Origin of the sequence: Mycobacterium zoologicum (assembly GCF_020181635.2) — a bacterium.
Taxonomy (GTDB): Bacteria; Actinomycetota; Actinomycetes; order Mycobacteriales; family Mycobacteriaceae; genus Mycobacterium; species Mycobacterium zoologicum.
Map to the genome: position 1 here is coordinate 89,767 of NZ_JAYJJS010000004.1, position 23,892 is coordinate 113,658.

Below are 23,892 nucleotides of genomic sequence, written 5' to 3' on the forward strand. Positions count from 1 at the left end.
TAACAATGATGAATTGCGCAGGGGGTGCACTAATGTCGATATCGCGCTGACTGAACGTCAGGTTATTCGGTGTCTGCCGTCACGACATGAGAGAGGAATGCAACCATGTCGATGGTGCCGTTGGGGCCCGATCCAGTGATCAGCGAGGCGATCGATCAGCCGGGGATGGGACTGGCGCAGTTGGTCGGCACCGTGCTGGTCGGTTACGCGAACCGCCCCGCCGTGGGTCAGCGTGCGGTGCGGTCTGTCGAGCACCCGCAGTCCGGCCGCACCATGCTTGAGCTGCAGCCGCGCTTCGAGACCTGGAGTTACCGGCAGCTGTGGGATCGGGTCCTGGCGGTCACCGCCGCCCTGTCTGGTGATCCGGTGACCCCCGGGGACCGGGTCGCGATCCTGGGCTTCACCAGCGTCGACTACACCACCGTCGACATGGCGCTAATCCTGCTCGACGCGGTCTCGGTTCCGCTGCAGAGCGGCCTTTCGGCGGACCGCCTGCGCCCGGTCATCGGCGAAGCCGCGCCGCGCTTGCTGGCAACGAATATCGACAACCTCCCCGATGCCGTGGAATTGGCTCTGGACGGCGCCGGCCCCGAATGCGTGCTGGTCTTCGATTACCACCCGGACGTCGACGATGAACGCGACGTGTTCGACGCCGCGCGGACCCGGCTGGCCGAGGGCCCGGTCCGGCTGGACACCCTCGCCGACGTCATCGATCGCGGGTGCGCGCTCGGCGAGCAGCCGGTGCCGTGCCGCGATGACGACGACCTGGCCCTGCTGATCTACACCTCCGGGAGCACCGGCGCCCCTAAGGGCGCGATGCTCACCCGGCGCCTGGTCGCCAATTTCTGGCGCACCGCCGCCCGGGCCTGGGGCGAACCCAGCGGTGAGCCGTCGGTCACGCTGAACTTCACCCCGATGAGCCACGTGGTGGGGCGCACGGTGCTCTACGGAACACTGGGCAACGGCGGCACCGCGTACTTCGCCGCCCGCGGTGACCTGTCGACCTTCCTCGATGACCTGGCGCTGGTGCGGCCCACCGAGCTGATGTTCGTCCCGCGGATCTGGGAGATGCTCTTCCAGGAGTTCCAGAGCGAGGTGGACCGGGCCTGCGCCGACGGCGCCGATCGCGCGACCGTGCAGGCAGCGGTCACCGAGCAGTTGCGGACTCAGGTGCTCGGCGGCAGATTCGGTGCCGCATGGGTCACCTCCGCCCCGATCTCCGCGGCGCTGCGGGAGTTTGCCGAATCCGTTCTCGGCATCCCGCTGGTGAACGCCTACGGTTCGACCGAGGCGACGATCGTGCTCTACGACGGGGTGTTCCGCCCCCCGGTCACCGACTACAAACTCATCGACGTGCCGGAACTGGGCTACTTCCACACCGACCGGCCGTATCCGCGCGGTGAGCTGCTGCTCAAAACCGAGAACGTCTTCGCCGGCTACTACCGGCGCCCCGAGGTCACCGCGGAGGTGTTCGACGACGACGGCTACTACCGCACCGGCGACATCATGGCCGAGGTCGGTCCGCGCCACGTCCGGTACCTGGACCGGCGCAACAACGTGCTGAAGCTCTCCCACGGGGAGTTCGTCACGACCTCGCGGCTGGAGGCGGTGTTCGGCACCAGCCCGGTGATCCGGCAGATCTACGTCTACGGCAACAGCACCCGCTCGTATCTGCTGGCGGTCATCGTGCCCACGCCGGAGGCGCTGGCGAGCGTCGGCAACCCCGATGACCTGAAACCGGCGATCAGCGCGTCCCTGCAGGAGGCGGCGGCCGCAGCCGGATTGCAGTCCTATGAGATCCCGCGCGACTTCATCGTGGAGACGACACCGTTCAGCTCGGACAACGGACTACTCACCGGGATCGCCAAGTTGGGGCGGCCGAAACTCAAGCAGCACTACGGCGAACGGCTGGAGCGGCTCTACACCGCGCTCGCCGACGGCCAGGCCGCCGAGTTGCAGACGCTGATCGAATCCGGAAACGCGGCACCGGTGCTGGAGACGATTTCACGTGCCGCGACGGCGGTGCTCGGCGGTGGTGTCGCCGGGCTGTCGCCCGACGCGCACTTCCTCGACCTGGGCGGAGATTCACTGTCGGCGTTGACATTCGCCAATCTGCTGCGCGAGATCTTCGGGGTGCAGGTGCCGGTGGGCGTCATCGTGGCGCCGACTGCGGACCTGCGCGCCCTGGCCGACTACGTCGAGGCGCAGCGGCAGCCGGGTGCCCGGCGACCCACGTTCGCCGACGTGCACGGCGACGGCGCCACCGTGCTGGCTGCCGCCGACCTGACGCTGGAGAAATTCCTTGACCTCGACACGCTTTCGGCGGCAGCCACGCTGCCGCCGACCGCCACGACAGTGCACACGGTGCTGCTGACCGGGGCCACCGGATTCCTCGGGCGCCGGCTGGTGCTGGACTGGCTGCAGCGGCTGTCGGCCACCGGTGGCCGGCTGATCTGCCTGATCCGGGCCACCTCCGACGCCGACGCCCGCCGGCGGCTTGACGCGGTCTTCGCCACCGAACCGCACCTGCTGCACCGCTACACCGAACTGGCCGCCGGCCACCTGGAGGTGATCGCCGGCGACAAGGGCGAGCACCGACTCGGCCTCGACGACGACACCTGGCGGCGGCTGGCCGACACGGTGGACCTGATTGTCGACCCGGCCGCCCTGGTCAACCATGTGCTTCCTTATCGAGAACTGTTCGGGCCCAACGTGGTCGGCACCGCTGAGCTGATCCGGCTGGCGTTGACCGGTACGCGCAAGCCCTACACCTATGTCTCCACGATCAGTGTCGGCGACCAGATCGAGGCGTCGCAGTTCGTCGAGGACATCGACGTGCGGACGGCGAGCCCGCACCGCACCATCGACGACACCTACGCCAACGGCTACGGCAACAGCAAGTGGGCCGGCGAGGTGCTGCTGGCCGAGGCGAACTCCCGGTTCGGGTTGCCGGTGACGGTGTTTCGCTGCGATCTGATCCTGTCCGACACCGAATACCGCGGCCAGCTCAATGTGCCGGACATGTTCACCCGGCTGATCCTGAGTGTGGCTGCCAGCGGCATCGCCCCGGGATCGTTCTATGAACTCGACGCCCACGGAAACCGGCAACGGGCGCACTACGACGGGCTCCCGGTCGGATTCATCGCCGAGGCGATCACCACACTGGGCGCCTCGACGGACGGCGGATTTCTCACCTACCACGTGATGAATCCGCACGATGACGGCATCGGACTCGACGAGTACGTCGACTGGCTTATCGACGCCGGACAGCCGATCAGCCGGGTGGCCGACTACGACCAGTGGTTGCAGCGCTTCGCAACGGCGCTGCGGGCGCTGCCGGACGCCCAGCGCCGGTTCTCGCTGCTACCCCTGCTGCACAGCTACGAGAAGCCACAGGCGCCGGTGTGCGGTTCCGTGGCGTCGACGGCCCGGTTCCGCGCCGCCGTTCGGGCGACGCGGATCGGCGCCGGCGGCGACATTCCGCACGTAACGCCGGCGCTGATTCTCAAGTACGTCACCGACCTGAAATTACTTGGATTGCTTGCTTCGCACGGTCGGTAAAGTCCCCGGACATGGTGCTAGGGGCAAGTCCAAAGGGGTGTTGACCAGGCGGCGCTGAAACCCAGCTCGCACTGAGACCTGGGCGCGCGGACGGGGGCGGTGTCACGTCCAGGATTACGGCCGATGTTGATGACGGGACTCGACGGTTGCGTCCGATCGAGGGATTGGTTTTCAACGCTTTCGCTGCGTGGTCCATTCGAGGGTTCACCCGGGGCTGTCGGCTGGGACGATCCACCGACTTCGTTGACTATGGCGTTATCGTCGGCGATTGCGTTCGGGCTGTTTAGGGCGGGGATGAGCATTAATGCACTGGCGACGCCGGCCAACGCCAGTTGAGTCCGTGTGATTGATTTCATCTGAGTTAACCTATTCATAGAATTATTTTTTGAATTCGACACTTCGTCTACCTAAGTAATTTTAGTGGTGGGGTATGTCGACGCAAACATGATTTCGTGCAGACATATCGCAATCTGTGACCTGCGTCATCGGCCTCAACCGGTCGCCGCGACCGTCCAGGGGCCGGGTCGGGGCGTCGTCGGTGGTGTCCCGCGCCTTCACACCGGTCGTCAATTGATCAAATTTATTTATGAATCACGTTGAATTAGCTCTTGGACAGTTCAAAGTGGACTGCACTACTTTTGCATTCCAGGGTGCTCCAGGACACAGCTGATGCGGCGGGCTGGAGGAACGGGTGCCGAACGGAAGGGATCAGCAAATGTTCGTCACAACCGAGCCGGAACGCGATGGGCTGACTCGCGCCGCCGGCCATTACGAGCTGCAGGAATCTGCGCCGCAGCAGATTCCGTCCAGTTAGCAGATAGACGCTGCGATGGAATACGCGGTGTTGCCGCCGGAGGTGAATTCGGGGCGGATGTATGCCGGGGCGGGTTCGGCGCCGTTGTTGGCGGCTGCGGCGGGGTGGGATCGGTTGGCGGCGGCGTTGACGTCGGCGGCGGGTTCGTATCGGTCGGTGACGGTGAGCCTGACTGATGGGCCGTGGCGGGGTGGTTCGGCGGTGGCGATGGTGGCTGCGGCGCAGCCGTTTTCGGCGTGGTTGGATGCTACGGCTGCGCAGGCTGCGGTGACTGCGGAGCAGGCCAGGGTTGCGGCGGCGGCGTATGAGGCGGCGTTTGCGGCGACGGTGCCGCCGCCGGTGATCGCCGCTAATCGGGCTGCGTTGTCGACGCTGGTGAGTGGCAACGTCTTGGGGCAGAACACTGCTGCGATCGCTGCGAATCAGGCTGATTACGAGCAGATGTGGGCGCAGGATGTGGTCGCGATGCAGACCTATGCGGCCGGTTCGGCGGCGGCGACCCCTGATTCGGGTGCGCTGAGCGCGGCCCCGCAGACCACCAACCCCAACGGCAGTCAGGCCGGCACCGCCGCAGCCGACCCGGGCCCGCTGACCCAGTGGGCCCAGCAGATCGCCTCCGATCCCACCCTCGCGGCGCTGGGTCCGTTCATCGGAAGCGTGACCGCCTGGGAAGACCTCCCCATCGGCGCAGATGGGTTCTCCTTCTGGGAACTGATGTTTCTGACTCCGACCATCGCCGGCGCCGAGACGGCCGCAAAGGCTTTCGGCACGACAGTGATGGCCGGCGGTGCCGGCGTCGGCCTGTCCTCGTCGGTGACCACCGCCGCGCCGGCTCAGGCGCTGGTCGGTGCGTCGGCGCCCACCTCCGCGGCCTCCTACGGATCGGCCATGTCGGCAGGACTGGGCCGGGCGACGCCGGTCGGCGGACTGTCGGTGCCACCGACGTGGGCCACCGCGCCGGAAACGATTCGCCTTGCAGCGAAGGCGCTGCCGGCTGCGGGCGTCGCGGAAGTCGGAGCGGCTGCCCCGGGCGGCATGCTCGGCGGCATACCGCCGGTGGCCGGCATGGTCAACTCCGCAGGTGGCGGCCAGCCGCGACCCGCAGGGCGATCCGGCGCGGGCGGACATCCGGAGCAGGCCAAGCCGGCCGGTGACGCCGCGGGCCGCCCGGCGCGGTCCGGCCAAGCCGCCGGCGATGAGCACACGCCGGATGAGCGTGCGGAACTCGACCAATTGCGTGAACTGCTGGCGGATTTGGCGAAGGAACGCGACGCGCTCGAGCGTTCGGCCGACTCATTGCTCGGAATGGCCGGTCTGCGGCCGACCGCGGGACGGCGATGATCATGACCGGTTTTGCGGTGTTGCCGCCGGAGGTGAATTCGGCGCGGATGTATTCCGGGGCGGGTTCGGCGCCGTTGTTGGCGGCTGCGGCGGGGTGGGATCGGTTGGCGGCGGCGTTGACGTCGGCGGCGGATTCGTATCGGTCGGTGACGGTGAGCCTGACTGATGGGCCGTGGCAGGGTGGTTCGGCGGTGGCGATGTCGGCTGCGGCGCAGCCGTTTTCGGCGTGGTTGGATGCTACGGCTGCGCAGGCTGCGGTGACTGCTGGGCAGGCCAGGGTTGCGGCGGCGGCGTATGAGGCGGCGTTTGCGGCGACGGTGCCGCCGCCGGTGATCGCCGCTAATCGGGCTGCGTTGTCGTCGCTGGTGAGTGGCAACATCCTTGGGCAGAACACTGCTGCGATCGCTGCGAATCAGGCTGATTACGAGCAGATGTGGGCGCAGGATGTGGTCGCGATGCAGACCTATGCGGCCGGTTCGGCGGCGGCGACCCCTGATTCGGGTGCGCTGAGCGCGGCCCCGCAGACCACCAACCCCACCGGCAGTCAGGCCGGCACCGCCGCCCCAGCGGCCGGCACCGCGTCCAACGCACTGGCAGACCTCCTGAACAACGACAACCCGATACAGGATTTCCTCGACAGCGACGCCGTCCAAGCCTTCAATACGCTTTTCCCCGTGCTGGATCCGTTCTACGGCACGCTCGGCTTGTCCATTCCGACCCCGCTGGCCGAGGCGGCACTGAGCGCATCCGGGTTCGCCGCTATCCCCGGAATCTCCGGATTCCAGACATTTCTCGGTGCCACCGGCGCGGTCCCGGTCTTCGCGGCGTCTGCGGTGTCCGAGGGGGGGAAGCAGTTCACCCTGGCGAGCTCACCGGGACCCGCACTCAACGCTTCCGGCGCGGAGAGCGGCCGGGTGTCGGCCGGCATGGGGCGAGCCACAGCGGTCGGTGGGTTTTCCGCACCACCGGCGTGGCCTGCAGCGCCGGCCGGCGCGGTGCGCCTTGCGTCGGCGACCGCGAGTTCGGCGGGTGCGCTCGGCGGTGGGATGGCCGCACCGGGCGGCTGGCTCGGCGGAATCCCGCCGATGGGCGGCATCGCCGGCGCACCGAGCGTCGGCGCCCCGGGCGTACGCACCGACAACGCCACCGTGATTCCACAGCTCGCCAGGGAGGGCGGCGGCGGTGAGCGTGCCCGACAGCAGTCGGCGTTGGGTGCCGAAGACGCGGCGGCTGGGCTCAGTGAACGCGAACTGCGGGAGCTTGAGCAGCTGCGTCGTGCGGTGGCGGAATCGATGGAGCGGCGAGATGCGGCAGCCCGTTCCATCAGAGAGGCGATCCGGTAACGGTCATGTTGGATTACGCAATGCTGCCTCCCGAGGTGAACTCGGGGCGGATGTATGTGGGAGCGGGCTCGGCTCCGATGATGGCGGCGGCGGCGGCCTGGGATCGGTTGGCGACGGCGCTGGGCTCAGCGGCAGCCGCATATCGGACGGTGATATCGGAGCTGGGGGAGAACTCCTGGCGAGGTCCGGCTTCGATCTCGATGGCGGCCGCCGCCATTCCCTACGCGGATTGGATGACAGCGACCGCGACGCAGGCCGAGGCGGTCGCCGGCCAGGCATGGTCAGCGGTCGCCGCCTATGAGGCGGCGTTCGCGGCAACGGTGCCGCCGCCGGCGATCGCCGCCAACCGTACGACGCTGGCCGTGCTGGTGGCGACGAACTTCTTCGGGCAGAACCTGCCGGCGATCGCGGCGAACCAAGCGGAGTACGCCGAGATGTGGGCTCAGGATGCCGCCGCGATGTACAGCTACGGCGGTAACTCGGCGGCTGCCACCCAGCTGACCCCGCTCAGCGCCGCACCGCAGGTCACCAGCCCCACCGCCGCTGGTGGACACGCGGCCGCCGCGCATTCGGTCGCCCAGTCCGCCGCCGCGACAGCGTCCCAATCCATGTCATCGCTGCTGGACTGGGACCCGTTCTCGCCGATAGTCAACGGTCCGCTGGTGAACAACCCGACGATCGCGGGCCTGAACGGCTTCTTCGACGAGGTCGGGGCGCTGCTTCTGCAGAGTGCGCCGCCCGGGCTGCTCGCGTTCGCCGTCGAGACGTTTTTCATCCCGCTCTACCTCACCACCGGCAAGGTGGCGATGCTGGGAACCGGAGCCGCGATGGGAGCGGCGAGCAGCGCCGGCTTGGCCTCGGCGACGACCGAAGGCGTCTCGATCGGCACCCTGGCCGGCGTGCAGCAGCCGCCCGTGTCGGCGGGTGTGGGCAACTCGGTGCCGCTCGGCAAGCTGTCGGTGCCGTCGTCGTGGGCGACGGCGGCGCAGGATGTCCGGCTCGTCGCGGTGGCGACGCCGGTTCCGGGCACACCGGCCCTGGCCGCACCGCCCATGACGTCGCCCGGGATGGTCCCGCCGGTCATGGGCGGACCGGTGGGCGGCATGGTCAACACCCCGCAGAAATCCGACGCCCGCGTGCGGTCCCTATCCAACTTCACCGCGACGCCGCAAGGTCGCGGCACGACCAGTGCCGATGAAGCCGGCTCGAACCGGTGGACGCAGGGCGTCCCGGTGGTCGCCGGCCGACTCAGCGATCGCGAAAAAGAGGAGATGCTGCGGCTCCGCGATGAGTTGGACTATCTGGCAACGGATTACGACGCGATGGCACGCCTGATGCGGGAGGCGATGCGCTGATGACCGGTTTTGCGGTGTTGCCGCCGGAGGTGAATTCGGGGCGGATGTATGCCGGGGCGGGTTCGGCGCCGTTGTTGGCGGCTGCGGCGGGGTGGGATCGGTTGGCGGCGGCGTTGACGTCGGCGGCGGGTTCGTATCGGTCGGTGACGACGACGCTGACTGATGGGCCGTGGCAGGGTGGTTCGGCGGTGGCGATGTCGGCTGCGGCGCAGCCGTTTTCGGCGTGGTTGGATGCTACGGCTGCGCAGGCTGCGGTGACTGCGGAGCAGGCCAGGGTTGCGGCGGCGGCGTATGAGGCGGCGTTTGCGGCGACGGTGCCGCCGCCGGTGATCGCTGCCAATCGGGCTGCGTTGTCGACGCTGGTGAACGGCAATGTTCTCGGCCAGAACACCGCTGCGATCGCGACGAATCAAGCGGATTACGAACAGATGTGGGCGCAGGACGTCACAGCGATGCAGACCTATGCGGCCGGTTCCGCTGCGGCGGCTCCTGATTCGGGTGCGCTGAGCGCGGCCCCGCAGACAACCAACTCCGCCGGCACCGGTACCCAAGCCGGTGCGGCCGCTCAGACCGGATCATCGATCCTGGACTGGAATCCGTTCGGGGAGATGGCGAACAGCCCGCTGCTGCAGAACGCGACAGTGCAGGGGTTGGATGGCTTCTTCAACAGCGCCGGGGCCCTACTGCTTCAGACGACGGGAACAGGTCTTTCCAGTGAGGGCTCCCAACTGGCGATGTTCCCGCTATATCTGCTCAGCGGGAAAGTGACGATGCTGGGACCCACGGCCGCGATGGGAGCGGCGACCGGAGCCGGGCTGGCCTCGTCGACGACCACCGGCGGGTCGGTGGCCACCCTGGCCAACGCAGCCGCACCGGCCGCATCGGCGAGTACGGGCCGTGCGGTGCCGGTCGGCAAACTGTCGGTGCCGCCGTCATGGGGGGTGGCGTCCGGTGATGTCCGGCTTGCCGGTGCGGCGATGCCCGCCGCGAGTTCACCGATCGTGTCGACACCGGCCTTGCCGTCGGCGGGGATGGTTCCGCCGGTCATGGGTGGACCGGTGGCCGGCATGGTCAACAGCCCGGTGAAAGCCGCCGGGCGTCAGCGCGCCGGCGCCGGCGGCACCGTGCCGGTGCGACACCCCGGTGCAGCCGACGCCGATGATGCCGAGCAGAACCGGTCGGTGCTGGACATAGCACTCACCGTCACCGGACTGAACCAACGGGAACAAGACGAGCTGCACAAGCTCCGTGGTGAGTTGGCCGATTTGGCAACGGGTTGCGATGAGTTGGCGCGCCTGACGAGGGAGGCGATGCGCTGATGACCGGTTTTGCGGTGTTGCCGCCGGAGGTGAATTCGGCGCGGATGTATTCCGGGGCGGGTTCGGCGCCGTTGTTGGCGGCTGCGGCGGGGTGGGATCGGTTGGCGGCGGCGTTGACGTCGGCGGCGGGTTCGTATCGGTCGGTGACGACGAGCCTGACTGATGGGCCGTGGCAGGGTGGTTCGGCGGTGGCGATGTCGGCTGCGGCGCAGCCGTTTTCGGCGTGGTTGGATGCTACGGCTGCGCAGGCTGCGCAGACTGCTGGGCAGGCCAGGGTTGCGGCGGCGGCCTATGAGGCGGCGTTTGCGGCGACGGTGCCGCCGCCGGTGATCGCTGCTAATCGGGCTGCGTTGTCGTCGCTGGTGAGTGGCAACATCCTTGGGCAGAACACTGCTGCGATCGCTGCGAATCAGGCTGATTACGAGCAGATGTGGGCGCAGGATGTGGTCGCGATGCAGACCTATGCGGCCGGTTCGGCGGCGGCGACCCCTGATTCGGGTGCGCTGAGCGCGGCCCCGCAGACCACCAACCCCGCCGGCAGTCAGGCCGGCACCGCCGCCCCGGCGGCCAGCACCGCGGACAACTCGCTCGCGGACTTCTTGAACAACAACCCGCTGGAATCGATGTTGAACAGCCCCTTCGTCACCGGCGCCGAGTCGCTGTGGGGACACCTCAACGGCTTCACGATGGCCTACGGTGGAGCAACCGGGCTCGGCGGTGCCCTGTCGATGGCCTCGACGACACCCGCGATGGGGGCTACCGCCGCCATGCATTCCTTCATGATGATCACGTCAGGAATGCCGGAGCTGGCGTCCTCGACATCCGGGGGTAAACAGCAATTCACCTTGGCGGGTTCGTATGCCGGCGCCGCGTCCCCGGCGGCTGCACCCCCCGCGATGCGGGTGACCGTTGCCGAGGTGTCGGCGGCGGCGGGCCGCGCAGCGCCGGTCGGTGAGCTGTCGGTCCCCCCGTCCTGGGCCGGGTCGGCGCAGGGCGTCCGGCTCGCCTCCGCAACGCTACCGGCGAGTCTGACCGCCCTGCCCGCAGCGGGGCTGGAGACCAAACATGGCTGGCTCAGTCATGTCCCCCCGATGGTCGGTGTGGTCAACGTCCCGCGAAACGCCCGGTCCAGGAGGCGAACCGGTGCCGCATCGGCCAGGCCGGCTGCCGGAACGGCGGGCCTGGAAGCCGATGCCGAGTATCGGTCGGCCCTGGTCGAGGACGTCCAGAACGCACTGAGCGGGCGCGATCAACTGAACAGAATGCGGCGTGCGGTGGCCGAAATGTCGCAACAGCAAGAGGCACTGGAGTGCTCCGTCGCTTCGATGATCAAGGCGGGAGGCCGATGACATATCGCTAATCATTGACGTCCGCGGCGCACTGTCCGTCGATCTCGAAGCGACAGCCACACGACGGACCAATCGGCTCGAAACAGACCAGCGACAATTTCGAAAGGAAAAATCATGACGTTTGTCACCACGCAGCCCGAGCTTCTCGACGAGGCCGCAGGTCAGCTGCAGAACATCGGTTCGATACTGCTCAGCGAGAACACGGCGGCAGCCACTCCGACGATTCAGATTGCGCCCGCCGCCGCTGACGAGGTGTCGGCAATGACGAGCGTGCAGTTCGCCGCCCACGCGCAGCTGTATCAGTCGATCATGGCCCAGGCCACGGCGATCCACGAGCAGTTCGTCGCAACATTGCACACCAGCGCCGGATCCTATGCGGCGGCCGAAGCCGCAAACGCCGCCGCCGCCGGGTAATCAGTTTCCACACCAACACATTTAGGGAGAAGAAGAAGTGACAACACGTTTTATGACCGACCCGGACGCAATGCGTTCAATGGCGGGGCGTTTCGACGTTCATGCGCAGACCGTGGAGGACGAGTCCCGCCGGATGTGGGCGTCGAGCCAGAACATCGCCGGCGCCGGCTGGAGCGGACAGGCGTCGATGCGGTCGCTGGACACGATGGGCCAGATGCAGACCGCGTTCCGCAACATTGTGAACATGCTGCACAACGTGCGTGACGGTTTGATCCGCGACGCCAACCACTACGAGTCCCAGGAAGCTGCATCGCAGCAGATCCTGTCCAGCTGAGCAAAGGAATTCACGACATGAGCATCAATTATCAGTTCGGTGACGTCGACGCCCACGGTGCGCTGATCCGCGCCCAGGCGGCCTCCCTGGAGGCCGAGCACCAGGCGATCGTGCACGACGTGCTCGCCGCCGGCGACTTCTGGGGCGGCGCCGGTTCGGTGGCCTGCCAGGAGTTCGTGACGCAGTTGGGCCGCAACTTCGCGGTGATCTACGAGCAGGCGAACTCCCACGGCCAGAAGGTCCAGTCGGCCGGCAACAACATGGCCAACACCGACGCGAGCGTCGGCTCCAGCTGGGCCTGATGTCTCGGAACGCAGCACGTGGGTCTCGGTGTGGCCGTGGCAACCGCCCGGCCGCACCGAGAAACCCGCCGGTGCCGTACCAGATTTGCGATGAGTTGGACTATCCGGCAATGAATTACGACGCGATGGAGCGCCTGATGCGGAAGGCGATGCGCTGATGACCGGTTTTGCGGTGTTGCCGCCGGAGGTGAATTCGGCGCGGATGTATTCCGGGGCGGGTTCGGCGCCGTTGTTGGCGGCTGCGGCGGGGTGGGATCGGTTGGCGGCGGCGTTGACGTCGGCGGCGGGTTCGTATCGGTCGGTGACGACGACGCTGACTGATGGGCCGTGGCAGGGTGGTTCGGCGGTGGCGATGTCGGCTGCGGCGCAGCCGTTTTCGGCGTGGTTGGATGCTACGGCTGCGCTGGCTGCGGTGACTGCTGGGCAGGCCAGGGTTGCGGCGGCGGCGTATGAGGCGGCGTTTGCGGCGACGGTGCCGCCGCCGGTGATCGCTGCTAATCGGGCTGCGTTGTCGTCGCTGACGAGTGGCAACATCCTTGGGCAGAACAATGCTGCGATCGCTGCGAATCAGGCTGATTACGAGCAGATGTGGGCGCAGGATGTGGTCGCGATGCAGACGTATGCGGCCGGTTCCGCTGCGGCGACCCCTGATTCGGGTGCGCTGAGCGCGGCCCCGCAGACCACCAACCCGGCCGGTGCCGGCGCCCAAGCCGGCGCAGTCGCCCAGTCGGCCGCAACGGGGACCGCGGCTGACGCGAATACCCTGCTGGAGTTCCTGACCAGTCCGCTCGTTCAGGGGTTCGAGCAATTCACCGGCGAGATGAGACCGTTCATGAGCTTCATGCAAAGCCTGGGGCTCAACTCGGTCGGCACCGAGTTCGGCTCCATGCTGCTTCCCACCGCGGGGGCGACGTTGGCGAACTATGTCTGGACTGCGCTGAATCCGTGGGCCGTCGGCCTGACATCGTCGGTGTCCGGGACGGCGTCGCCCGCCGCCACCCTCGCGGGCACGGCCGTTGCGGAAGGCAGCGCCGGGTGGGCTGCACGCGGAGCCGAGGTGTCGGCGAGTCTGGGTCGCGCCGCGTCGGCCGGCGGCCTGTCGGTGCCGCAGGCGTGGAGTGCAGTGCCCCAGGGGATCCGCCAGGTCGCCGCCGCACTGCCAATGGCCGGTATCGGGGGCCTGCCCGAGGCGACGATGGGCTCGATAGGCGCCATCCCGCCGATGGGCGGCCTGGTGAACGCGGGCCGGGGCGCCGACACGCGTACCGGCGCCGCGGGCGCACGGACCCTCGCGACGGCCGGCGGGGAAGAAGACCGCGCGGCGGCGGCAGGCGAACAGGACGTGCAGCGCCAGCGCGACGAGCTCAACCACCTGCGTTGGAAGGTGACCGAAATGAGGGTGCGGCGCGACCGGCTCAGAAGTTCGGCGGCGTCAGTCATCAGAAAAGTGAAGGCGGGCAACGCATGAGACCCACCATCGGCGGTGCGGTCGCCACCGCGGAAATATCGCGCGGCCGTTGTTTTGCCCGGATCCTGCTGAACTGCGTCCTGGCACTCCTGTTTGTGCCCGGTGTCATCGGTGCCGTCGCGCCGGCGAACGGTTCCCCCGACGACGACCCGTCCACCGCCGTCGACGCGGCTTTTCTCGCCGCTCTGCACGCAGCCGGAATCACCTACAGCGACGCGGGGAAGAGCATCACAGCCGGCCAGACGATGTGCGATTACGCCGATCAGGGCAAGTCGGAAAAAGCGCTGGTTGCGACGCTGCAGAAGCACAACGAGGAATTGACGTCAGAACGTGCGCGGCTGTTCATCGCGATTGCCCTGCACGCGTACTGCCCCCAGCATCTCGCGGACACCATGCAGGGCGTCGCACTCCAAGCGCGAGAAGTTCGGGCAATAGGGATCTTCCGGGGGTAAGACGGTGGCGCAGCTCCCAACCGAAGAATGATAAATAATTTCTATCAATCCACCAATAATTAATATTTTAAAATATTACCGCTGGTAGTTACGGTGGATGCATGACCAAGTCCGGCGATATTGTGATCTGCGAGCCGCTGCGAACTCCGGTCGGCCGGATGGGCGGGGCGCTGGCGGCACTGTCGGCGACCGCGTTGGCCACCACCGTCCTGCGCGAGCTGGTACGCCGCACCGGACTCGGCGAAGGCGACGTCGATGACGTCCTGCTCGGCAACGGCTATCCCAGCGGCGAGGCACCGGCGATCGGCCGGATCGCCGCACTGGACGCCGGACTCGGTGTCGGCGTGCCCGGCGCCCAGGTCGACCGCCGCTGCGGCGCCGGCCTGCAGGCGGTGCTGTACGCCGCCGGCCAGATCGCCACCGGCGCGGCCCGGCTGGTGATCGCCGGCGGCGCGGAATCGATGTCGAACGTCGAGCACTACGCGGTGGGGCTGCGCTCGCGGGTCCGGCAGGGCGGCATCGCGCTGATGGACCGCCTGGACCGGGCGCGTGAAACGGCCGGCGGTGCGAACCACCCGATCGCCGGCGGCATGATCGAGACCGCGGAGAACCTGCGTGCCCGCTATGACATCTCCCGCACCGAGCAGGACGAGTTGGCGGTGCGCTCGCACCAGCGGGCCGTCGTGGCGCACCAGGAGGGCCGCTTCGGTGACGAACTGGTCCCGGTGACCATTGCCGGCAAACGGGGTGAACCCGACGTGCTCGTCGACCACGACGAACATCCGCGCGCCGACATCGACGTCGAGCGGCTCGCGAAGCTGCGGCCGATCCGGCTAGGGGCCGATCCGGCGTCCACCGTCACCGCCGGCAACGCCTCCGGACAGAACGACGGCGCCGCGATGTGCGTGGTCACCATTGCCGACGAGGCCGAAAAGCGCGACCTCACACCGCTTCTGGCGCTGCGATCGTGGGCGGTCACCGGCTGCTCCCCCGAGACCATGGGGATCGGTCCGGTCGATGCCACCGCCGCTGCGCTGGACCGGGCCGGGCTCAGTCTCGACGAGATCGACCTGATCGAACTCAACGAGGCATTCGCCGCCCAGGTGCTGGCGGTACTGGCGGAATGGAAAGTCGACCCGCTCGACGAGCGGCTCAACCCCAACGGATCCGGGATCTCCCTCGGTCACCCGATCGGTGCCACCGGCGCCCGGATCCTCGCCACCGCAGCCCACGAGGCGCGCCGCCGCGATGCCCGCTACGTCCTGGAGACCATGTGCATCGGCGGCGGTCAGGGCTTGGCCGCGGTCTTCGAGGCGCTCCGATGAGCCCCGTCGCGGTGCACGCGGTCATCAGCGGCGCCGAAGCCGGCCCGGTGGTGGTGCTGTCCAACTCGCTGGGCTCCACCCATCGGATGTGGGACGCCCAAGTGTCCGAACTGGAGCGGCGATTCCGGGTGGTGCGCTACGACACCCGCGGCCACGGCGGCTCCCCGGTGCCGGCCGGCCCGTACACGATCGACGACCTGGCCGACGACGTGATCGCCCTGCTGGACCGCCTCGATGTGCGACGCGCGCACCTGGTCGGACTGTCCCTGGGCGGGATGACCGCAATGCGGGTAGCGGCCCGCAACCCCGAGCGGGTCGACCGGTTGGCCGTGTTGTGCACGGCGGCTCAGCTAGCACCGGCAACGGCATGGCAGGAACGGGCCGCGACGGTGCGTGCCAACGGAAGCGGCAGTGTCGCCGCCGCCGTCGTGCAGCGCTGGTTCACCGCGGAATACCTTGCCGCGCACCCGGATGTGCGTGCCGAGAGCGAGGCGATGGTCGCGGCGACACCGGCCGAGGGGTATGCCGGATGCTGCGAGGTGATCGCCGGCATGGATCTACGCGCCGACCTGGCGTCCATCGCCGCGCCCACCCTGGCCATCGCCGGCGCCGACGATCCGGCCACCCCGCCGGACAAACTCGACGAGATCGCAACCGGTGTCCAAGACGGCCGACTGCTGGTCGTTGCCCGCGCCGCGCATCTGGCCAACGCCGAACGGCCCGAGATCATCACGCCCGCCCTCATCGAACACCTGGAGCAGTCATGACACTGAACAAAGTGGTGGACTCGGCTGCCGCGGCGGTCGCCGACATCGGCGACGGCGCCAGCCTGGCCGTCGGTGGTTTCGGGCTGGCCGGCATCCCGTGGTTTCTCATCGAGGCGCTGCTGGCGCAGGGCGCAACGGATCTGACCATCGTGTCCAACAATTGCGGGGTCGACGGCGCCGGACTGGGCCTGCTGCTCGACGCGCGGCGCATCAGCCGGGTCATCGCCTCCTACGTCGGGGAGAACAAGGAATTCGCCCGCCAGTACCTGTCCGGTGAACTCACCGTCGAACTCACTCCGCAGGGCACCCTGGCCGAACGGATGCGCGCCGGCGGCAGCGGCATCGGCGCCTTCTTCACCCCCACGGGGGTCGGGACCGCCGTCGCCGACGGCGGCCTGCCCTGGCGGTACGGCACCGACGGCGGTATCGCCATCGCCTCGCCTCCCAAGGAGGTGCGCAATTTCCGCGGCACCGACATGGTGCTCGAAGAGGGCATCGTCACCGACTACGCGCTGGTGCGCGCGGCGGTGGCCGATAAGGCCGGCAACTGCCGATTCCATGCGGCGGCACGCAATTTCAATCCGCCGGCCGCCATGTCCGGTCGGATCACGATCGTCGAAGCGGAAAAGGTCGTGGAAGTCGGTGAGCTGGAACCCGATTCGATCCACCTGCCGGGCATCTTCGTCAAGCGCATCCTGGAGCTGACCCCGCAGCAGGCCGCCCGCAAGGACATCGAGAAGCGGACGATCCGGCCGGTGACGACGCGGGCGAGGCACGAGCCCGCTGAGGAGGCGGGCAATCAGGCACGGGCGCGGGAGGCAACCCGATGAGCTGGACTCGCGACCAGATGGCCGCCCGGGCGGCACGCGAATTGCGCGACGGCGACTACGTCAACCTCGGAATCGGGCTGCCGACGCTGATACCCGGTTACCTGCCCGAGGATTCGACCATCACGCTGCACGCCGAGAACGGCATCCTCGGGGTGGGACCGTTCCCGTACGACGACGACGTCGACCCGGACCTGATCAACGCCGGCAAGCAGACCGTCACCGTGCTGCCCGGGGCATCGTTCTTCGACTCGGCGACCAGCTTCGCGATGATCCGCGGCGGACACGTCGACGCGGCCGTGCTGGGCGCCATGCAGGTCGCCGCCAACGGCGACCTGGCCAACTGGATGGTGCCCGGCGCCATGGTCAAGGGCATGGGCGGCGCGATGGATCTGGTCAGCGGTGTAGAACGGGTGATCGTGCTCACCGATCACGTCACCAAAACCGGTGCCGCCAAACTGGTTACCAGCTGCGACTTGCCGCTGACCGGTCGCGGCGTGGTGAGCCGGGTGATCACCGACCTCGGGGTGTTCGACGTCACCGGCAGCGGTTTCGCGGTGGTGGAACTGGCACCGGGGGTCAGCTACGACGACGTGGTGGCGAAAACCGGGGCACCGGTCACGCCTCAGCGCAGCAGCGAATTGAGCGCGTAGCGGGTCTGCAGGCCGATGTAGTCGTCGAGACTGTACAACTCGCCGAAGTGCCAGTGCTTGAGCGCCCAACCGTGGGCTAGCAGCATGATGTCGAAGACCATCAGATCCACATCGACCTTGGAGAATGTTCCCGCGGCGATCCCCGCCTCGATCACGCCGCGAAGCGGTGCGGCACTGGCGATTTCGAGTTCCTTGATCTGGGCACGCCCCGCGGTGTCCAGGGTGCGGCTTTCTCGATAGGTCAGTACCACCGCGTCCAGATTCTCGTCGACGATCTCGATGTAGCGCCGGATGCCGGCGGTCAACTGCGCGACCGGATCGGGACCGGCCGCGGCGATCACCGGGGCGAGCTGATCGGAGAACGCCTCCTGGATCCGCACGATGGTGGCCAGCAGCAGATCCTCCTTGCCGCCGAAGTACTTGTAGATCAGCCCGACGCTGACGTCGGCCTCGGTAGCCAGGTCCTGCATCGACATCTGGTGAAACCCGGTCTGCTGCATGACTTTGACCGCGGCATCGAGGATCTGGCGGCGCCGTGAATCGGTGCGTGCCGCGCGCACCGCCTCCTCGACTGGCAGCCGGCCATAGTCGGTGGTCATCAGATTCCCAGATCCTTGGCGATGATCGTCTTCATGATCTCGTTCGTGCCACCGTAGATGGTCTGGATGCGGGCGTCGACGAACGCCCGTGATACCGGGTACTCGCGCATGTAGCCGTAGCCGCCGAACAGTTGCAGGCAGCGGTCCGCGGTGCGGAACTGCAGGTCGGTGGTCCACCACTTCAATTTGGCGGCCCGTGCCGCGGTGAGCCTGCCGTCGAGGTGTTCGGCGATGCAGTCGTCGAGGAAGGTGCGGGCCACATCGAGTTCGGTGGCGATCTCGGCGAGCACGAACTGGGTGTTCTGGAAGCTCGCGATGGGGGAGCCGAACGCCTGGCGCGACTTGACGTAGTCGAGGGTCTCGGCGAGTACACCCTCGGCCGCGGCTACCGCGCCCACCCCCAGCGACAGCCGCTCCTGCGGGAGGTTGCGCACCAGCTGATAGAAGCCCTGGCCTTCGGCGCCGAGCAGGTTGTCGGCCGGCACCCGCATGTCGGTGAACGACAGCTCGGAGGTGTCCTGGGCGTGCAGGCCGATTTTCTCCAGATTGCGTCCGCGGTGAAAGCCCGGGGTGTCGCCGGGGACCACCAGCAGCGACAGGCCCCGGTGCCGGTCTTCGCCGGTGCGCACCGCGACCACGAACAGATCACCGGTCTGGCCGTTGGAGATGAAGGTCTTCGCGCCGTTGACCACGTACTCGTCACCGTCCCGGCGGGCGGTGGTGCGGATACCCGCCAAGTCGCTGCCGGTGCCGGGCTCGGTCATCGCGATACCGAGCACGGTCTGGCCGGTCACCACCCCGGGCAGCCAGCGCCGCTGCTGCTCGGGTGTGGTCAGATCGGTCAGATACGGCAGCACCACGTCGTTCTGCAGCGAGATCGCGATGGCCTCGGCGGCGGCTCCGGCGCGCTGCAACTCCTCGATGACGATCGCGTGGTAGCGGTAGTCGTGCACGCCCGGCCCGCCGAACTCTTCGGGAACCGGGAAGCCCAGCAGGCCGAGTTCGCCGGCCCGCGTGAACAGCGACCGGTCCCACGCGCTGGACCGTTCCCAGTCCTCGTGGGCCGGGACGACGACCCGCTGCACGAAGTCGGCGACCATCTCGCGGAAGTGCTGATGTTCGGGCGTGTAGGTCAGTGCCATGGCAGTTGCTCCTAGTCGAATGCCGCAAGCCCGGTGAAGGCTTTGCCGAGGATCAGCTGGTGCATCTCGGGAGTACCCTCGTAGGTCAGCACCGACTCCAGGTTGACCATGTGCCGGATCACCGGGTACTCCAGCGATATCCCGTTGCCGCCCAGGATGGTTCGTGCGGTGCGGCAGATCTCGATCGCCTCGCGGGTGTTGTTGAGCTTGCCGAAGCTGACCTGCTCGGGTCGTAGCCCGACGGAGTCCTTGAGTCGCCCCAGGTGCAGCGAGAGCAGCTGGCCCTTGTGCAACTCGACGGCGGTGTCGACGAGTTTGGCCTGGGTGAGCTGGAAACCGGCGATCGGCTTGCCGAACTGGATGCGCGCCGTGGCGTAGTCGCGGGCGGCCTGCCAGGCGGATCGGGCGGCACCCATTGCGCCCCAGATGATTCCATAACGTGCCTCGGACAGGCACTCCAGCGGGCCCCGGACGCCGCGGGCCTGCGGCAGCATCGCCTCGGCGGGCAGTCGCACGTCGTCGAGCACCAGTTCGCTGGTGATTGAGGCGCGCAGCGACAGTTTGTGGTGAATCGTGTTGGCGCTGAATCCGGGGGTGTCGGTGGGCACGATGAAGCCGCGGATGCCGTCGTCGGTGGCTGCCCATACCACCGCGACGTCGGCGATGGATCCGTTGGTGATCCACATCTTGCGGCCGTTGAGTATCCAGTCGGAGCCGTCGCGGCGGGCCCGGGTCTTCATGGCGGCCGGGTCGGAGCCGACGTCGGGTTCGGTCAGCCCGAAACAGCCGATCAGCTCCCCGCTGGCCATGCCCGGCAGCCAGTGCTGCTTCTGCTCCTCGGAGCCGTTGTTGTAGATCGCGAACATCGCCAGCGAGCCCTGCACGCTCACCAGCGAGCGGATGCCGGAGTCGGCGGCCTCGAGTTCGGTGCAGGCCAGTCCGTAGTGCACGGCCGAGGCCCCGCCGCAGCCGTAACCGTGCAGGTGCATCCCCAGCAGACCGAGCTTGCCGAACTCCCGCGCGAGCTCGCGGGCGGGCAGGTCGCCGATCTCGAACCACTCGCCGACGTGCGGCAACACGTGCTCGGCGCAGAACTTCGCGACGGTGTCGCGCACCGCGATCTCGTCGTCGGACAGCAGCGAATCCAGGCTCAGCGGGTCGAGCGCGTCGAAGGAGGGGGTGGTCATCGGGGCGTCCTTACTGTGGATGTGGGCCGGATGAACTCGCCGGCGGCGAATTCCTCGGCGGCCCTGACGGTTGCCTGATGGTGCAGCTTCTTGCCGGTGGCCGACACCGGCAGCATGTCGACGAAACGGTAGGCGCGGGGTCGCTTGAACGTCGACAGCATTGCATGGTTGCGGCAGAAGTCGTCGAGGTCCTCAGCGCTGGGAGCCGGCCGGCCGGCGACGATGTAGGCCACCACCATCCGCCCCCACTTCGGGTGCGGCACCCCGACCACCAGTGAATCCCGCACTCCCGGATGGGTGTTGATGGCTTCCTCGACCGCAATCGGGTGGACGTTCTCGCCGCCGGAGACCAACATGTCGTCCTTGCGGCCCACGATCGTGAGGTATCCGTCGGTGTCCCAGGTGGCCAGATCGCCGATGTGCAGCCACCCGTTGCGGAACTTCTGCTGCTGTGACTCCGAGGCGTCGAGATAGGTCACGCTGCACTTGGGTGAGCGCACGATCACCTCGCCGACATCGTGGCCATCGGCTGCGACCAGCTCGTCGGGGCCGGCCAGCCGATCCGGGTGCAGCCGCACCACCCGCACGTCGTCGTCGGTGCAGGCCCGTCCGGCACTGCCGGCGTGCTCGGGCAGATCGGCCGGACGCAGGAAGGTGTTCCAGAAACCCTCGGTGCTGCCGTAGCCGTTGAAGATCCGCGGGTGCAGCACCTGCTGGTAGTGCAGCGCCGCGTCGCGCTCCAGCGGGGCGCCCATCGTGACGATTCCACGCAGGCTGGATAGATCCCGCGGGCGGTCCTGCTGCGCCGCGGCCAGCAACGCGAGATTGGTAGGCGCACCGATCAGGAACGTGACGCCGCGCCCGGCGACCGCGTCCAGGGTGCGGTCGGCGTCGAAACCGCTCATCGAGACGACCTGCCCGCCGACGTAGAACGTGGGATTGGGCCCGCCCGAATACAATGCGCCCCGATGAAACCAGGGCGTCATGTTCAGCGTGACGTCCTCGGCGGTCAGCGGGAAGTGCATGATCACGTCGTGGGCGGAGAATATCTCGATCATGCCGTTGAGCGGCACCGCTTTCGGCATGCCGGTGGTCCCCGAGGTGTAGAGCCGGGTGGTCTCATCCCAGACGGTACGACCGCAGTCGGGCAGCGACTGGTCGGCGGGCAGTTCGGCGTAGCGCAGCACCGTCGAGCCCGAAACCCGGATCGGCTCGGCGTCACCCACGGCCACGATCACCGCCGGCCTATGCGTCGCACGGTCCAGCGCTTCGCCGAGCACCGGCGCCTGCCGGCCGTCGTAGACGAACACCCCCGGCCGGCTGGTGTCGAGGATGTGGGCCACCTCGCCGGCGGCCAGCCGGTAATTGATCGGTGATCCGACCCTTCCCGCGGCCTGCGTGGCCAGATAGAGCTCGGCGAACTCCGGGCCGTTGAACAGTTGGTAGGCGATCACCTCGCCGGGTCCGGCGCCCACGGCCAGCAGCCCGGCGGCAAGTCGGTCGACCCGGGCGCCGAGCTGGGCGTAGGTCAGCTGATACCCGCTGTCGGGATCGCAGAGCGCCGGGCGGTCGCCGTACCGGGCGGTGTTACGGCGAAACCCGTTGAGATAGGTGAAGTCCCGCTCGAAGAACGTCCGGTAGACGCTCGGGTCGTAGCCGGCGGTCATGGTCGCATCAGCCGGCCATGGTGAGGCCGCCGCTGACGCTGATCACCTGACCGGTGATGAACGACGCGGCGTCCGAGGCGAAGAACAGCACCGGCGCGGCGACTTCCTCGGGCCGGGCCAGTCGCCGAAACGGAATCGCTTTGACCAGAGCCTCTTTCAGCTTCTCGGGCTGGGCGGCGAACAGCGGGGTGTCGGTGGGGCCGGGGCAGACGCAGTTGACGGTGATCTGGTGCCGCGCCATCTCCCGGGCCAACGACTTGGTCAGCGCGATGACACCGCCCTTGGCGCCCGCGTAGATCGTCTCACCGGCGCTGCCGACCCGCCCGGCGTCGCTGGCCAGGTTCACGATCCGCCCGGCGCCGCCGGCCTCGATCATCCCGGGCAGAAACTCGCTGCACACGTGCACCGGACCGAGGTAGTTGATCGCCACCACCTTCTCGGCGAATTCGGTTGTGGCGTTGAGGAACTGGTCGGTGCGATCCCAGCCGGCGGCGTTGACGACGACGGTGGGCACGCCGACTTCGGCGTGGGTACGGTCCCGCAGCTCGTTCACCCGGGCGCGGTCGGCGATATCGACCGGCAGCGCGGTGATCAATCCCGGATATTGCCCGGCGGTGGCTTCGGCGGCGGCCAGGTCCAGATCGGCGGCGACCACCAGGTCGCCCTGCGCGGCAAAGGCCAGCGCGATCGCCTTGCCGATGCCCGAGCCGGCGCCGGTCACCAGGGCAATCGTTGCGCTCATGGGGGTGCTCCTGTTCTCGTTGTCAGGCCGTGACGAACTGGCCGAAGTCCGCGGGCCGCTTCTCGGCGAACGCCGCGGCGCCCTCCCTGCCCTCATCGGTGTGGACGAAGATCTCCAGTGCCGACATCGCCATGTTGCTCAATCCGGCCTGGTGGTCGGTGTCGGCGTTGAACGACTGCTTGAGGAAACGCAGTGCGGTCGGACTCTTCTCGGCGATCTCGGCGGCAACCGCCTTCGCCTCGTCGAGCAGGCGCTCGGCCGGGACCACCCAGTTCACCAGCCCCCAGCGTTCGGCGGTGGCGGCGTCGTACTGGCGGCACAGATACCAGATCTCCCGCGCCCGCTTCTCCCCGACGACCCGGGCCAAATACGCCGACCCGAATCCGGCGTCGAACGATCCGACGCGGGGGCCGGCCTGGCCGAACTTCGCGTTCGGTGAGGCGATCGAGAGGTCGCAGAGCACGTGCAGCACGTGGCCGCCGCCGACGGCGACACCATTGACCGCGGCGATCACCGGCTTGGGCACATCGCGAATCAGCTTGTGCAGGTAGCCGATCTCGAACATGCCGCTCTCGGTGGGGCCGTAGTCACCGGTCTCGGCGCGCTGCTTGACATCACCGCCGGTGCAGAAGGCCTTCTCGCCGGCCCCGGTCAAGATGATCGCCGCGACCCGGGTATCGGCCCAGGCCGCCCGGAACGCCTTGATCAGCTCTTCGACCGTCTGGCCCCGGAAGGCGTTGTAGCGGTGCGGGCGGTTGATCGTGATGACGGCGGCGGGGCCGTCGACCTCGTAGGTGATGTCTTCGTAGACGGTCACAGGATCTCCTGAGTCGGGCCGATGAGAGATTGTTCATCAACAATGAATGATCATTCAATTCCGCCGAATGTATATTTCTGCCGGATCGGGTGTCAAGCGCTGTCAGGCGGTAAG

At 67.9% G+C, this 23,892-nt stretch carries 21 protein-coding genes; 15 read left to right on the forward strand and 6 right to left on the reverse strand.

What is annotated here, in order from left to right:
* Positions 1-105: 105 nt before the first annotated feature.
* The 15 genes from car (at position 106) to K6T84_RS04720 (ending at position 17,624) form a co-directional block, all read left to right on the forward strand.
* A complete protein-coding gene (car, locus tag K6T84_RS04650) occupies positions 106-3,561 on the forward strand; it encodes a carboxylic acid reductase (protein WP_225400453.1) in 3,456 nt (1,151 codons plus the stop codon).
* Positions 3,562-4,390: 829 nt separating this feature from the next.
* Entirely contained in the window at positions 4,391-5,716 is a 1,326-nt protein-coding gene (locus K6T84_RS04655) for a PPE family protein (protein ID WP_329786645.1), read from the forward strand.
* A gap of 2 nt (positions 5,717-5,718) precedes the next feature.
* A complete protein-coding gene (locus tag K6T84_RS04660) occupies positions 5,719-7,059 on the forward strand; it encodes a PPE family protein (RefSeq protein ID WP_329786646.1) in 1,341 nt (446 codons plus the stop codon).
* Positions 7,060-7,064: 5 nt separating this feature from the next.
* Complete coding sequence (locus K6T84_RS04665) at positions 7,065-8,414, forward strand: PPE family protein (RefSeq protein ID WP_225400450.1); 1,350 nt, start codon at positions 7,065-7,067, stop codon at positions 8,412-8,414.
* Entirely contained in the window at positions 8,414-9,733 is a 1,320-nt protein-coding gene (locus K6T84_RS04670; RefSeq protein ID WP_329786647.1) for a PPE family protein, read from the forward strand. The genes K6T84_RS04665 and K6T84_RS04670 overlap by 1 nt, the downstream gene beginning before the upstream one ends.
* On the forward strand, positions 9,733-11,082 hold the full coding sequence (locus K6T84_RS04675; RefSeq protein WP_329786648.1) for a PPE family protein: 1,350 nt from the start codon (positions 9,733-9,735) through the stop codon (positions 11,080-11,082). Before K6T84_RS04670 ends, K6T84_RS04675 begins: the two co-directional genes overlap by 1 nt.
* Before the next feature lie 114 nt (positions 11,083-11,196).
* On the forward strand, positions 11,197-11,496 hold the full coding sequence (locus tag K6T84_RS04680; RefSeq protein ID WP_329786649.1) for a PE family protein: 300 nt from the start codon (positions 11,197-11,199) through the stop codon (positions 11,494-11,496).
* A 37-nt stretch (positions 11,497-11,533) separates the two neighbouring features.
* Positions 11,534-11,830, forward strand: coding sequence for a WXG100 family type VII secretion target (locus tag K6T84_RS04685; protein WP_329786650.1), 297 nt, complete (start codon positions 11,534-11,536; stop codon positions 11,828-11,830).
* A 17-nt stretch (positions 11,831-11,847) separates the two neighbouring features.
* The gene (locus K6T84_RS04690; protein ID WP_329786651.1) at positions 11,848-12,132 is read left to right on the forward strand and encodes a WXG100 family type VII secretion target; all 285 of its coding nucleotides are present in this window, start codon (positions 11,848-11,850) and stop codon (positions 12,130-12,132) included.
* A gap of 157 nt (positions 12,133-12,289) precedes the next feature.
* Positions 12,290-13,600, forward strand: coding sequence for a PPE family protein (locus K6T84_RS04695; protein WP_329786652.1), 1,311 nt, complete (start codon positions 12,290-12,292; stop codon positions 13,598-13,600).
* Positions 13,597-14,052, forward strand: a complete 456-nt coding sequence (locus K6T84_RS04700) for a DUF732 domain-containing protein (RefSeq protein ID WP_225400448.1) — start codon at positions 13,597-13,599, stop codon at positions 14,050-14,052. The genes K6T84_RS04695 and K6T84_RS04700 overlap by 4 nt, the downstream gene beginning before the upstream one ends.
* A gap of 101 nt (positions 14,053-14,153) precedes the next feature.
* Positions 14,154-15,377, forward strand: a complete 1,224-nt coding sequence (locus K6T84_RS04705; protein ID WP_225400447.1) for an acetyl-CoA C-acetyltransferase — start codon at positions 14,154-14,156, stop codon at positions 15,375-15,377.
* Positions 15,374-16,144 (forward strand): 3-oxoadipate enol-lactonase, encoded by a 771-nt coding sequence (gene pcaD / locus K6T84_RS04710; protein WP_225400446.1) that lies wholly within the window; start codon positions 15,374-15,376, stop codon positions 16,142-16,144. Before K6T84_RS04705 ends, pcaD begins: the two co-directional genes overlap by 4 nt.
* Positions 16,141-16,974 carry a CoA transferase subunit A gene (locus K6T84_RS04715; protein WP_225400445.1) on the forward strand — a complete coding sequence of 278 codons (834 nt, stop codon included), beginning with the start codon at positions 16,141-16,143 and terminating at the stop codon, positions 16,972-16,974. The genes pcaD and K6T84_RS04715 overlap by 4 nt, the downstream gene beginning before the upstream one ends.
* The gene (locus K6T84_RS04720) at positions 16,971-17,624 is read left to right on the forward strand and encodes a CoA transferase subunit B (RefSeq protein WP_224861878.1); all 654 of its coding nucleotides are present in this window, start codon (positions 16,971-16,973) and stop codon (positions 17,622-17,624) included. Before K6T84_RS04715 ends, K6T84_RS04720 begins: the two co-directional genes overlap by 4 nt.
* Here K6T84_RS04720 and K6T84_RS04725 read toward each other — a convergent pair.
* Genes K6T84_RS04725 through K6T84_RS04750 form a run of 6 tightly spaced genes read right to left on the reverse strand, consistent with a single transcriptional unit; the run spans position 17,597 to position 23,778 of the window.
* Positions 17,597-18,223 carry a TetR/AcrR family transcriptional regulator gene (locus K6T84_RS04725; protein ID WP_225400444.1) on the reverse strand — a complete coding sequence of 209 codons (627 nt, stop codon included), beginning with the start codon at positions 18,221-18,223 and terminating at the stop codon, positions 17,597-17,599. The two genes, K6T84_RS04720 and K6T84_RS04725, sit on opposite strands and share 28 nt — an antisense overlap.
* Positions 18,223-19,365 (reverse strand): acyl-CoA dehydrogenase family protein, encoded by a 1,143-nt coding sequence (locus tag K6T84_RS04730; RefSeq protein ID WP_224861874.1) that lies wholly within the window; start codon positions 19,363-19,365, stop codon positions 18,223-18,225. The genes K6T84_RS04725 and K6T84_RS04730 overlap by 1 nt, the downstream gene beginning before the upstream one ends.
* 11 nt (positions 19,366-19,376) lie before the next feature.
* Entirely contained in the window at positions 19,377-20,552 is a 1,176-nt protein-coding gene (locus K6T84_RS04735) for an acyl-CoA dehydrogenase family protein (RefSeq protein WP_225400443.1), read from the reverse strand.
* On the reverse strand, positions 20,549-22,219 hold the full coding sequence (locus tag K6T84_RS04740) for a class I adenylate-forming enzyme family protein (RefSeq protein WP_225400442.1): 1,671 nt from the start codon (positions 22,217-22,219) through the stop codon (positions 20,549-20,551). Before K6T84_RS04740 ends, K6T84_RS04735 begins: the two co-directional genes overlap by 4 nt.
* Positions 22,220-22,226: 7 nt before the next feature.
* The gene (locus K6T84_RS04745; RefSeq protein ID WP_225400441.1) at positions 22,227-22,961 is read right to left on the reverse strand and encodes an SDR family NAD(P)-dependent oxidoreductase; all 735 of its coding nucleotides are present in this window, start codon (positions 22,959-22,961) and stop codon (positions 22,227-22,229) included.
* Positions 22,962-22,983: 22 nt separating this feature from the next.
* Positions 22,984-23,778, reverse strand: a complete 795-nt coding sequence (locus K6T84_RS04750; RefSeq protein WP_225400440.1) for an enoyl-CoA hydratase-related protein — start codon at positions 23,776-23,778, stop codon at positions 22,984-22,986.
* Between the last annotated feature and the right edge of the window lie 114 nt (positions 23,779-23,892).